Below are 12,586 nucleotides of genomic sequence, written 5' to 3' on the forward strand. Positions count from 1 at the left end.
TATGGATGACCAGAACTTGAAAGACCTAGAAAGAGAGCAAGCTGATAATGAATTGATAGGCAATGCCTTTCAACATCTGCTCAACACCTACCTCAGTTCAAGACACAGAAAAAAGGTAGATATTGTAACCAAGGCGTTCAATTTCGCCCGCCAGGCGCACAAAGGGGTGCGCCGATTATCGGGCGAGCCATATATCATGCACCCTATCGCAGTGGCACAGATCGCTTGCGAAGAAATGGGATTGGGCTCTACCAGTATCTGTGCAGCCCTGCTGCATGACGTAGTGGAAGACACAGACTATACGGTAGAAGACATCGCCAATATCTTTGGCACCAAAATAGCCCAGATCGTTGATGGACTCACCAAGATCAGTGGTGGAATCTTCGGCGACAAGGCTTCTGCACAGGCAGAAAACTTCAAGAAACTGCTGCTTACCATGAGCGATGACATCCGCGTTATCCTCATCAAGATTTGCGACCGTCTGCACAATATGCGCACCCTCCAGTCGCAGCCAGCCAACAAGCAGTACAAGATTGCGGGCGAGACCTTATATATATATGCACCACTCGCCAACCGTTTGGGACTGAACAAGATTAAAACCGAGTTGGAAGATCTCAGCTTCAGATACGACCATCCACAGGAATATGCCAACATAGAGCATAAGCTTGCGGATACAGAAGCACAACGAGATATTCTCTTCGATAATTTTACCCATCCTATCCGTGAAGAGCTTGACAAACTGGGTGTAGAATACAAGATCAAGGCACGTGTAAAGAGTCCGTATTCCATCTGGAACAAGATGCAGAACAAGCACGTATCCTTCGATGAAATCTACGATATTCTTGCGGTTCGCATCATCGTGACACCAAAGAACAGAGCCAACGAAGTAAACGAATGCTTCAATGTCTATGTTGCCATCAGCAAGATATACAAGAGTCATCCGGACCGTCTCCGCGACTGGCTCAACCATCCAAAGGCAAACGGCTATCAGGCGCTTCACGTTACCCTGATGAGCAAACTGGGTAGATGGATTGAAGTGCAGATCAGGAGCGACCGCATGGACGAGGTGGCAGAGAAAGGCTTTGCTGCTCACTGGAAGTACAAGGAAGGTGGTGAATATACCGAGGACGAGAACGAATTGAACGACTGGCTGAGCACCATCAAGGAGATTCTGGACGATCCGCAACCAGACGCCATGGACTTCCTCGATGCCATCAAGCTGAACCTCTATGCTTCGGAAATCTTCGTATTTACTCCTAAGGGAGAAATCAAGACAATGCCGGCTGGATGTACGGCGCTCGACTTTGCCTTCCAGATACATACCTTCCTGGGAAGCCACTGTATAGGAGCCAAGGTAAACCACAAGCTGGTGCCATTGAGCCACAAGCTGCAAAGTGGAGACCAGATAGAAATCCTCACATCCAAGAGTCAGCATGTACAGCAGGCATGGGTCAATTTTGTCAGCACAGCCAAGGCAAAGAGCAAGATTCAAGCTATCCTGCGCCGCGATTCCAGAGAAATCCAGAAAAAGGGCGAAGGCATTCTCCTGGATTGGCTGAACAAGAACGGCATGGAAATGACAACATCGGTCATCGACCGTCTCTGCGAATACCATAATATCCAGAAGCATGAAACCTTTTTCCAGTCTCTTGGCGACCATTGCATCATTTTGGGCTACAAGGATTTGGATGAGCTCTTAGGAAAAAACAAAAAGCCAAAGCAAACCTCCAGCTGGCGCAACTATATTCCATTCCTTGGCAAAACCAAAGACAAGGAACAAGCTGAAGGAACTGTCAAGCCGCAAGAGTTGTTTATTGTAGGCAAGGATTTCAATAAGAAGAAACCGCTCATCATTACAGAAGAGAACATCAATCAGTTTATCTTCACAGACTGTTGCCATGCCATTCCAGGTGATGATATCATGGGGTACATTGACAACAAGAACCGCATCGAGATACACAAACGCTCATGCTCTGTGGCTGCAAAACTGAAGTCCAGCTACGGCAACCGCATCGTTGATGCAAAATGGGATATGCACAAGAAGCTGCTCTTCGATGCAACCATTGAAATCAAGGGTATCGACCGCAAGGGTATGCTGCTTGATGTGAGCAAGGTTATCAGCGACCAGCTCGGCATCAATATCCATAAGCTCACTATCAGTAGCGACAATGGTATCTTTGATGGTACCATAGAACTCCGCATCCACGATCGTGAGGAGGTAAAGATCATCATGGATCAGCTCAAAAAGATTGAGGACTTGCAGGAAGTACAGAGAATCCGATAATCAGATAGTTAGAAGTTAGGAGTTGGAAGTTTTCACTTCCAGCTTCTAACTTCCATCATATTTAATCATAAACAACAAACTTAAAAACAATGAAAAAATTATTCTTATCATTTTTGATGATGTTGACCCTATTGCCTTTGGCAGCAGCCAACAAGTATGATAATCCCGACACGATTGTAGTATCTCGTGATGGTACCGGCGAATTCCGCACCATCGACGAAGCTATCGAAGTTTGTCGTGCCTTCATGGAATACACCAAGGTAATCTATGTAAAGAAAGGAGTTTATAAGGAAAAGCTCATCATCCCTTCATGGCTCACCAACATCATCATCTGCGGTGAAGACCGTGACCAAACCATCATCACATGGGACGATCATGCCAACATCAAGATGCCTGCAGGTGGACTCGATTCAGAATCTGCAGTAAAGGGCAAACCGATGGGTACATTCCGCACTTATACCCTGAAGGTACAGGGCAGTTACATCACCCTGAAGAACATCACGATTGAGAACAATGCTGCCAAACTGGGACAAGCAGTCTCCCTGCATCTTGAAGGCGATCATATCCTCGTTCAGAACTGCCGTCTGCTGGGCAATCAGGATACCGTTTATACAGGTATAGCCAACAACCGTTCAGCTTTCTACGATTGCTATATTGAGGGAACCACCGATTTCATCTTTGGTCCGGGAAGAGCATGGTTTGAGAATTGTGAGATTCGCAGCAAGGCCAACAGCTACATCACTGCTGCCTCTAGCCCAGCCGGTCAGGAATTTGGCTATGTATTCAACAAGTGCAAACTTACCGCCGAGCCAGGCGTAGACAAGGTTTATCTGGGCAGACCATGGCGCCCTTATGCAGCTACCCTCTTCATGAATTGCGAAATGGGTAGTCACATCCGTCCTGAAGGATGGCACAACTGGGGCAAGCAGAGCAACGAACAGACAGCCCGCTACAGCGAGTACAACAACCATGGTGCTGGTGCAGCAACCAAGGGCAGAGTAGCCTGGAGCCATCAGCTCACCAAGAAAGAAGCAGCTAAAGTTACCATCAAGAATGTCTTCGGTGAAGAAGCGTGGTAACCCTAGCTAATCATAAAGTTCAATGCTCAATGTTCAAAATTCAAAGTACTACACCAGCCCATCGAGCTGCTTTTTGAGTTCCTTGAGCTGATCTCTCACAGATATAAGGGTGTCGAGAACGTCAGATGACTTCTCGGCACCCGCTCTGTTTTGACTCAGATACTTACGTGCCGCAGCAATCTTCAATCCCTTCACCTTAATGAGGTTATAGATCAGCTTTACCTGTTCAATATCCTTCTCGGTATATTGACGAACCTTGTTTCCGGAAACCTTTGGTTTCAGAAAAGGGAACTCCTTCTCCCAATATCTCAAAGAAGATTCATTAACACCTATTTCTTCTGCCACTTCCTTGATTGAATAGTATAATTTTGCTGGTTTATCTGAATTTATAGCCATTTTTTCCGTCTTTAATTTCAAAAATAATTAATTTAGTTGCAAAATTAAACAATTCTTCTTATCTTTGCAAAGAATTTCGAAAAAAAATAAAGATCAAGACAAAAATAATATGATGACAGCTAATGAAGTGCGCGAATCCTTCAAGAAATTCTTCGAAGGTAAGGGCCACAAAATTGTTCCATCAGCACCTATGGTTATCAAGGATGACCCAACGCTGATGTTTACAAACGCTGGTATGAACCAGTGGAAAGACATCATCCTCGGTACGAAAGACCCAGGCAAGGATGTTCGTCGTGTTGATACTCAAAAATGTCTCCGTGTAAGCGGTAAGCACAACGACCTCGAAGAGGTGGGTCACGATACTTACCACCACACCATGTTCGAGATGCTCGGTAACTGGAGCTTTGGCGACTACTTCAAGGAAGGCGCCATCGATATGGCTTGGGAATACCTGACCGGAGTGTTGAAACTCAACCCTGCCGACCTCTATGTTACCGTATTCGAGGGTAGCAAGGAGGAAGGTCTGGAACGCGACAACGAGGCAGCTGGTTACTGGGCTAAGCACGTGCCAGCCGACCACATCATCAATGGTAACAAGCACGACAACTTCTGGGAGATGGGCGATACAGGTCCTTGCGGTCCTTGCTCAGAGATTCACGTGGATTCACGTACTCCAGAGGAGAAGGCTCAGGTGCCTGGCCGCGAATTGGTGAACAAGGATAACCCACAGGTCATCGAAATCTGGAACATCGTGTTCATGCAGTACAACCGCAAGGCTGATGGTTCTCTCGAACCACTCCCAATGCACGTTATCGATACAGGTATGGGCTTCGAGCGCTTGGTTCGCATGTTGCAGGACAAGCACTCTAACTATGATACAGATATCTTCCAGCCAATCATCAAGGAAATCGAGGCTATCTCTGGCAAGAAGTATGGCTTCACTACTCCTACTGGTGAGAATGGTGAGGGTAAGGATGAGCAGGAGAAGATCGACATCGCTATGCGTGTTTGCGCCGACCACCTCCGTGCCGTAGCCTTCTCTATCGCCGACGGTCAGTTGCCAAGCAATGCCAAGGCTGGTTACGTAATCCGCCGTATCTTGCGCCGTGCCGTACGTTACGCTTACACATTCCTCGGTCAGAAGCAGGCATTCATGTACAAGCTCGTCAATGTTTTGGTAGAGCAGATGGGTGCAGCCTTCCCAGAGTTGCCAGCTCAGCAGGAGCTCATCACCCGTGTGATGAAAGAGGAAGAGGATTCATTCCTCCGCACCTTGGAGAAGGGTATCAACCTCCTCAATGGCGATATGGACGAGCTCAAGGCTCATGGCGAGACTCAGCTTGACGGCGTGAGCGCATTCCGCCTCTTCGATACCTACGGTTTCCCTCTCGACCTGACAGAGCTTATCTGCCGTGAGAATGGTTACACAGTAGATGCTGCAGGCTTCGACGAGGAGATGAAGAAGCAGAAAGAGCGTGCCCGCAATGCTGCTGCCGTAGAGAATGGCGACTGGGAGGTTTTGAAGGAAGGCGACCAGAACTTTGTGGGTTACGACTATACAGAATATGAGTGCCACATCCTGCGCTACCGCAAGGTGACTCAGAAGAAGAACTCTTTCTATGAGTTGGTACTCGACAACACTCCATTCTATGGTGAGATGGGTGGACAGGTTGGCGACAAGGGTGTACTCGTTAACGAGGATGAGACCATCCAGGTTATCGACACCAAGCGCGAGAACAACCAGAGCATCCACATCGTAAAGGAGTTGCCAAAGGATGTAAACGCTGATTTCATGGCTTGCGTTGATATCGAAAGCCGCGAGGGAAGCGCTGCCAACCATACAGCTACCCACTTGCTCGACTACTGCCTGAAGCAGGTTTTGGGCGAGCACGTAGAGCAGAAGGGTTCTTATGTAGATAAGGACACCTTACGTTTCGACTTCTCTCACTTCCAGAAGGTAACTGATGAGGAGCTCCGCAAGGTAGAGCACATGGTAAACAAGATGATCCGTGCCGACTACGCACTGGATGAGCACCGCGATACTCCTATTGAGGAGGCTAAGGAGCTTGGCGCTATCGCCCTCTTCGGCGAGAAGTATGGCGACAAGGTTCGTGTGGTTCGCTTCGGTCCATCTGCTGAGTTCTGTGGTGGTATTCACGCCAAGAGCACTGGTAAGATTGGTTTCTTCAAGATTATCTCTGAGAGCAGCGTAGCAGCCGGCATCCGCCGTATCGAGGCTTTGACTGGCAAGGCTTGCGAGGAGGCTATCTACGGTTTGCAGGATACCATCGTAGCCTTGAAGGGCTTGTTCAACAACGCCAAGGATCTTGAGGGTGTCATCAGAAAGTACATCGACGAGCACGATGCCTTGAAGAAGGATGTTGAGAAGTTCCAGGCTCAGGCTGTGGAGCGTGCCAAGGATAAGCTTGTAGAGAATGCAAAAGAAATCAACGGTGTGAAGGTTGTTACAGCCGTATTGCCAATGGAGCCATCAGCTGCCAAGGATTTGGTATTCAAGGTTCGCGAGGCATTGCCTGAGAACATGATCTGCGTGGTAGGTTCTGTTTATAACGACAAGCCTATGCTCAGCGTAATGTTCAGCGATGATATGGTTAAGGATCACGGCTTGAACGCTGGCAAGATGATTCGCGAAGCTGCCAAGTTGATTCAGGGTGGCGGTGGCGGTCAGCCTCACTATGCTCAGGCTGGCGGTAAGAACAAGGACGGCTTGAGCGCTGCAGTAGATAAGGTTGTAGAGTTGGCTCAGCTGTAATCAGCTTCCACAAATGAATATTTGATAGAGTTATCTTAACTCTTATATATAATAAGGTATAAAGGGTTGCAATCCATCTTTTCGAGGATTGCAACCCTTTTTCTATTGACATTAGAGGAGTCTCCATGTCATAATTATCAATTTATGATAATCATCAAATGATAAAATTCCTTATTTCATTATCATTTTATGATAATCACTTTATGATAATCGGAATAAAAGTTGTATCTTTGCAGAAGATAAGCTACACTCGGCAATTTGTAAGCAAGCTTACATTGCGCTCGTTTGCATTATCTTTGCAAAAGAATTGCAAACGTTGAATATATAATAAGGTATAAATATGGTAATGAAGAATCCTTTTGTAACAAATGGTTACGCCGGTCCGGAATACTTCTGCGACCGTGTGGAAGAAACCCTGCACATCACAGAGATGCTGACCAATGAGAATAATATGGCTCTGATTTCCCCTCGACGTATCGGAAAGACAGAGCTGATTCACCATTGCTTTGCCCAGCCAGTCATCCAAAAAGATTATTATACTTTCATCATAGACATCTATTCAACCAATTCCGTCAGCGACCTGGTCAATATGTTCGGCAAAGCCATTATTGATGAACTTCGCCCTAAAGGCAGAAGCGCTTGGGAGAAATTCCTGATAGCACTCTCTTCTCTCCGTTCAGAAATCTCTTTCGATATCAACGGGGCTCCAGTTTGGGGAATAGGCATCGGCAACATAGTAAATCCCGAAATTACGCTTGATGAGATATTCTCTTATCTCAACCAAGCCGACAAGCCATGTCTTGTTGCCATCGACGAGTTTCAGCAAATCACCAACTATGCCGACAACCGCATAGAAGCTTTACTCCGTACCTACATTCAGCGTTGCACCAATGCCCACTTCATCTTCTCGGGTTCTCACCGCCATCTGATGGCAGAAATGTTCACATCTCCTGCCCGCCCATTCTATCAGAGCGTGACGCTGATGAACCTGAAGCCTCTGGATGTGGAGAAATACAAGGAGTTTGCCACAGCCAAGTTCGAGGAGCGCAACAAACATCTAGATACTGCCATTATCGGAGAACTCTTCGCCCGTTTCGGTGGTGTCACTTCATACATCCAGCGAGTAATGAATGTTCTCTTCCTCAAGACTCCCGAGCAGGGTACCTGTACTCTGGATATGGTAGATGACGCCATCAACTACAATCTCAACATGGCATCAGACACCTACGAGACCCTTCTGCGCCAGATGCCGGAAAAGCAGCGCAATGTCTTCATCGCCATCTCTGCAGAAGGCGAAGCCAGAAGCGTAAAGAGCGGAGCCTTCGCAAAGAAATATCATCTCCCGTCGCCAAGCTCCGTAAATTCCGCTCTGAAGGGATTGCTGGAGAAGGATTTCATCACCCAGCAGGATGATGCCTACGTGGTATATGACCAGTTCTTCGATTTGTGGCTGAAGAAGTATCTGAAATAGTATAAGGTGATTCCAATATTTTTTGCTACCTTTGCACCCAAATTTAAATATATATTCAATATGGCTATCATAAAGACAGTAGAGGGAAAGACTCCCCGTTGGGGAAAGAATTGTTTTATCGCTGAGAATGCCGTACTGACCGGTGACTGCATTCTTGGTGATGACTGCAGCATCTGGTATAGTGCAGTATTGCGCTCTGACGTGGATGCCATCAGATGTGGAAACAGGGTAAATGTGCAGGATTGCGCCTGCATCCATCAAACCGGTACGATGCCTTGCATCCTGGAGGATGATGTATCTGTGGGACATGGTGCCATCGTCCACGGAGCCACAGTCAGAAAAGGCGCACTCATCGGTATGAATGCCACTGTGCTTGACAAGGCTGACATTGGAGAAGGGGCTATTATTGCTGCAGGTGCTGTAGTTACCCATGGCACCAAGGTTCCTGCACATGAGATTTGGGCGGGTATTCCAGCCAGGAAAGTAAAGGCCTGTGCTCCCGGCCAAGCCGAGGAGTTTGCCAAGCATTATTCCGGATATATCAAGGACTGGTATCTGAAGGAAGATTGATAGAAAGGTATCTTGGCAAGGAGACTATCATCGTATTAGTAGGTTAACGACGTGTAGTAAAAGCTGCATGATGAAGATGATTCGTGACCGTAAAACAAAAATGCGCCCGCACAATACGGACGCATTTCTGTTTTTATAAAATTACCACCAACAGCAGAACAGCAGTGATACTCCCTTCTTCAACTTCTTTCGAGGCTTCCTGTTCTGTTTGTTCTAGGCGATGGCAGGAGAAAGCACTCCCATAGAAGATAGAGTTCTATCTTTCCACCTTGAATATGGCGGCACTTATGCCTGAAGCTTTAATCACATCAGTCTTTCTTCCTGATTTATACACAACCTTTCCTGTGGAAAGAACAGAAACAGACTTACCACCTACGGAGCTGATATTGAGAGAGGCTGCCTTGACACCAGGATTCACGACAACAACATACTTCTCCTCACCCAAAGTACGCTCATATACCATCGGATATTCCTGCCCCTTCTGGTTCAGAAGCTTCCAATCACCCTCATTGTCAAGAGCCTTTGCAGAATGACGCAAAGCGGTCAACTTACGGGTATATGACAACAGAGAATTCTGATCTCCCTGCTGAGCTTCAACGGTCAACTTTCCGTTTTCCGTATCTACAGGAAAGTAAAGCTTATCGGGTGCACTCGTAGAGAATCCGGCATTCTTGCCCTTGGTCCACTGCATCGGAGTACGGGTACCCGAACGCTCATTGCTACCCTCCTTGTTAGGGAGATTCATCTGATACTTCATACCAATCTCATCACCATAATAGATAAACGGAATACCTGGCATGGTGAGGAAGAAGGTCATCGCTACCTTCAGCTGGTCTGGCGTGTTGCGGGTACCGATGTTAGGACGCTGGTAATCGTGGTTGGCAGATGGAACAGCGATGTAGCCGAGATTCTTGGTGGCATTATATGCCTTGGTATAGTTCACGCTAAATTCCTTAAGCGAACCCTTGCCCTGCTTGTCAAAATAGCAGTTCTGGTAACTCTGCTCCCACTTGCCCCATGGAGTCTTGCGGTCGAAGAACAGAGAGGCATATCCCTTGAGACCGAAATGGATGTAGAAATCGATGTTGAAGCCGGCAGGAATGGCTTGCTGCGGATTAGCCCACTCAGAAATCAAGACGGTCTCTGGATAATACTTATCCTTCCAGGCACGCATCTCCTTCCAGAGGTTGGAAACCTCCTTCTTGTCGGGGTCGTTCTTGATAAGCGATGACGCCATATCTACACGGAAGCCATCCACACCCTTATCAAACCAGAAAGCCATAATGTTACGTATTTCCCTGCGGACAGCCTGTGGTCCTGGAGCATCTACGCCCTGCTCCCAAGGATGATTTGGATCTGGATGAGCAAAACCATAGTTCAAGGCAGGCTGGCACTCGAAGAAATTCTTCTCATAATACTTGGCACGAGGAGCATTAGCCTCCACATATCTGCCTCGGGTACTAGACTCCGGACTTGCCTCCTGATGACGAGCTTCTATTTCTTTCTTCTCACTCTCAGGGATATCATTCATCCAGATATAATAGTCGCTGTAACGCTGGTTAGGATCTTTCTCGGAAGACTCCTTAAACCACGAACACTTGGTGCTGGAATGTCCTGCCACCAGGTCGAGACAAACCTTGATGCCACGCTTATGGGCCTCATTGACCAAAGTAACCAAATCGGTATTGGTACCGAATCGAGGATCCACCTTGTAGAAATCGATGACATCATAGCCACCATCAAACCATCCCGACTCAAAGATTGGATTGAGCCAGAGGGCGTTCACACCCAGCGACTTGATGTAATCCAACTTGGAAGTGATACCCGGCAGATCGCCAATACCGTTGCCATCAGTATCCATATAGGAAGATGGATAAATCTGATAGAAAAGTGCATCACTCAACCAAGCCGGTCCCTTCTTCTGTTCTGCCTGAACAGAAAGTGTGGTTGCCGCCAAAGCAGCAACCAACAGCATTTTATTCATTCTTTTCATAAGCAACATTATTAATTCAAAAAAACTTTCTTTCATAATAACTCAAAATTCTGCATTTTATTGTGCAAGAATGCTAATTGCAAATCCGCCATCTGCAACAGAGTTCAACTTCAAGACAGACTTGCTGGTCACAGTCTTCTTGGTGATGACATAAGCCTGAGAATTGGTCTTGTAGTTGGCATTTTTGCGATTGCAAATTTAATAGTTTTTTTCGAACTTTCCTAACCCCATTAATAGAATAGTGGAACGAAAACAACCCTAGAACGCAATAACAGCCTCATTAACAAAAGGTTTTCATAATCTTCCATACCATTGAAAGTGGATGGAATAAACATACAACACTATTTATCAGGCACTTATAAAAATCACAGATGATATTTTTCCACTTTTCCTTTGCAAGCACTTGGTTTATACCTTATTATTTAGTAACTTTGCATCCGAAAATGACAGATACGCATTTTCATAACTAACAATTTAATTTTCATAAGAAATAATATTCACAAGAAACATGAAACACTTCATTCTATCCTGCGCACTGTCGATGGCGGCTATAGCCACCTCCAGCGCACAACAAACAGGTCAGTTGCCCGTCTATCTCGACAACACCAAACCTGTAGAACAACGCATCGACGATGCCATTGCCCGAATGACACTTCAAGAGAAGATTCGCATCATTCATGCACAGAGTAAGTTTTCCTCTGCAGGAGTTCCCCGTTTGGGATTTCCAGACTTCTGGACAGATGACGGTCCTCATGGTGTTCGCCCTGATGTACTGTGGGACGAATGGGAGCAGGCTGGACAGACCAATGACTCCTGCGTAGCCTTTCCTGCCCTCACCTGCCTGGCAGCATCCTGGAACCCACAGATGAGCAGAATCTATGGAGAAGCATTAGGCGAAGAGGCACTGTATCGAGGAAAAGACATGATTCTAGGTCCTGGCGTGAACATCTATCGCACCCCATTGAACGGACGCAACTTCGAATATATGGGTGAAGATCCTTACCTGGCAAGCATCATGGTTGTACCTTATATCCAAGGATTACAGTCTAAGGGAATATCAGCCTGCGTAAAGCATTACTGCCTCAATAACGACGAGGAATACCGTCATCAGGTAAACGTCATCATGAGCGACCGTGCCCTCCATGAAATCTATCTCCCAGCCTTCAAGGCTGCTGTAGAGAAAGGAAAGACTTGGGGAATCATGGGTGCTTATAATCTTTACAAGAACGAACACAACTGCCACAACCAGTGGACACTGAACAAGATTCTGAAGGGCGACTGGAAATATGACGGCGTAGTGGTAAGCGACTGGGGAGGCGCACACGATACCGACCAAGCCGTGAAGAACGGGCTCGACATAGAGTTCGGCACATGGACGAACGGATTGACCATGGGTGCCAGCAATGCCTACGATAATTACTACCTTGCCGTACCATATATAAAAGGTATCCAGGAAGGTAAATACACCACCAAGGAATTGGATGAAAAGGTGCGCCGCGTATTGCGCCTCTTCTATCGCACCACCATGAATCCGAACCGTCCTCATGGTTTCCTCTGTTCTGACAGCCACTATGCAGCAGCCAGACAGATTACCGAAGAAGGCATCGTACTGCTCCAGAACAAGAACCATGTGCTTCCCATCAATACCCAGAAAGCACAACGTGTTTTGGTAGTAGGAGATTCAGTTGACTTGCAAGTTTGGCTATACGTCCCTCACGCACTGCCACATAACGAGGCGACTGCAGGATGGCTTCATACAGACATAGATAAAGAGAATCTAAATTATACTTTGCAGCATTGGCTATATGCGTCAACAGCAACAAGCATATCAGTAAGAACCATCTATTCTTCATTATTTGTTACGCTTTAAGAATTTGTATATAGGTTTGATTTTTTTTTATCATTTTCAACTTTTGGACTTTCTTTTCAGAATGCCGATGCAAATATTATCATTTTTTCAGATAACGCCAAAACTTAAGGATAATATTTTACCTTTTCCCACTATTTTACATCCACTTTT

At 46.4% G+C, this 12,586-nt stretch carries 8 protein-coding genes and 1 pseudogene; 6 read left to right on the top strand and 3 right to left on the bottom strand.

Translation table 11 applies throughout. The annotated features are described in order from the left end of the window. Position 1 precedes the first annotated feature (1 nt). Positions 2–2,284 (top strand): RelA/SpoT family protein, encoded by a 2,283-nt coding sequence (locus ACTQ16_RS02950; RefSeq protein WP_294970658.1) that lies wholly within the window; start codon positions 2–4, stop codon positions 2,282–2,284. An 89-nt stretch (positions 2,285–2,373) separates the two neighbouring features. Beyond that, positions 2,374–3,363 carry a pectinesterase family protein gene (locus ACTQ16_RS02955; protein ID WP_294970656.1) on the top strand — a complete coding sequence of 330 codons (990 nt, stop codon included), beginning with the start codon at positions 2,374–2,376 and terminating at the stop codon, positions 3,361–3,363. Positions 3,364–3,411: 48 nt separating this feature from the next. On the opposite strand, the gene ACTQ16_RS02960 is transcribed toward ACTQ16_RS02955, so the two are convergent. After that, a complete protein-coding gene (locus ACTQ16_RS02960; protein WP_153125424.1) occupies positions 3,412–3,759 on the bottom strand; it encodes a MerR family transcriptional regulator in 348 nt (115 codons plus the stop codon). Positions 3,760–3,868: 109 nt separating this feature from the next. Between ACTQ16_RS02960 and alaS the strand changes: the two genes are divergently transcribed. The 3 genes from alaS (at position 3,869) to ACTQ16_RS02975 (ending at position 8,573) form a co-directional block, all read left to right on the top strand. Continuing rightward, on the top strand, positions 3,869–6,532 hold the full coding sequence (alaS, locus tag ACTQ16_RS02965; RefSeq protein WP_441936001.1) for an alanine--tRNA ligase: 2,664 nt from the start codon (positions 3,869–3,871) through the stop codon (positions 6,530–6,532). A 346-nt stretch (positions 6,533–6,878) separates the two neighbouring features. Further along, positions 6,879–8,003: an AAA family ATPase gene (locus ACTQ16_RS02970; RefSeq protein ID WP_441936003.1), complete on the top strand. Its 1,125-nt coding sequence runs from the start codon at positions 6,879–6,881 to the stop codon at positions 8,001–8,003. Between the two features lie 60 nt (positions 8,004–8,063). Continuing rightward, entirely contained in the window at positions 8,064–8,573 is a 510-nt protein-coding gene (locus tag ACTQ16_RS02975) for a gamma carbonic anhydrase family protein (RefSeq protein WP_089544874.1), read from the top strand. A gap of 256 nt (positions 8,574–8,829) precedes the next feature. Here the strand turns inward: ACTQ16_RS02975 and ACTQ16_RS02980 are convergent, their stop codons facing one another. Together ACTQ16_RS02980 and ACTQ16_RS02985 are read right to left on the bottom strand one after the other, a co-directional pair. Beyond that, positions 8,830–10,557: an alpha-amylase family glycosyl hydrolase gene (locus ACTQ16_RS02980; protein WP_441936071.1), complete on the bottom strand. Its 1,728-nt coding sequence runs from the start codon at positions 10,555–10,557 to the stop codon at positions 8,830–8,832. Between the two features lie 66 nt (positions 10,558–10,623). Then, positions 10,624–10,764: a glycoside hydrolase family 97 C-terminal domain-containing protein gene (locus tag ACTQ16_RS02985; RefSeq protein ID WP_441936073.1), complete on the bottom strand. Its 141-nt coding sequence runs from the start codon at positions 10,762–10,764 to the stop codon at positions 10,624–10,626. 310 nt (positions 10,765–11,074) lie between these two features. Here ACTQ16_RS02985 and ACTQ16_RS02990 point away from each other — a divergent pair. After that, positions 11,075–12,250, top strand: a pseudogene (locus ACTQ16_RS02990) (glycoside hydrolase family 3 protein); the annotation flags it as partial. Positions 12,251–12,586: the final 336 nt, after the last annotated feature.

It is taken from the genome of Prevotella sp. LCP21S3_D2, assembly GCF_052118345.1.
Classification (GTDB): domain Bacteria; phylum Bacteroidota; class Bacteroidia; order Bacteroidales; family Bacteroidaceae; genus Prevotella.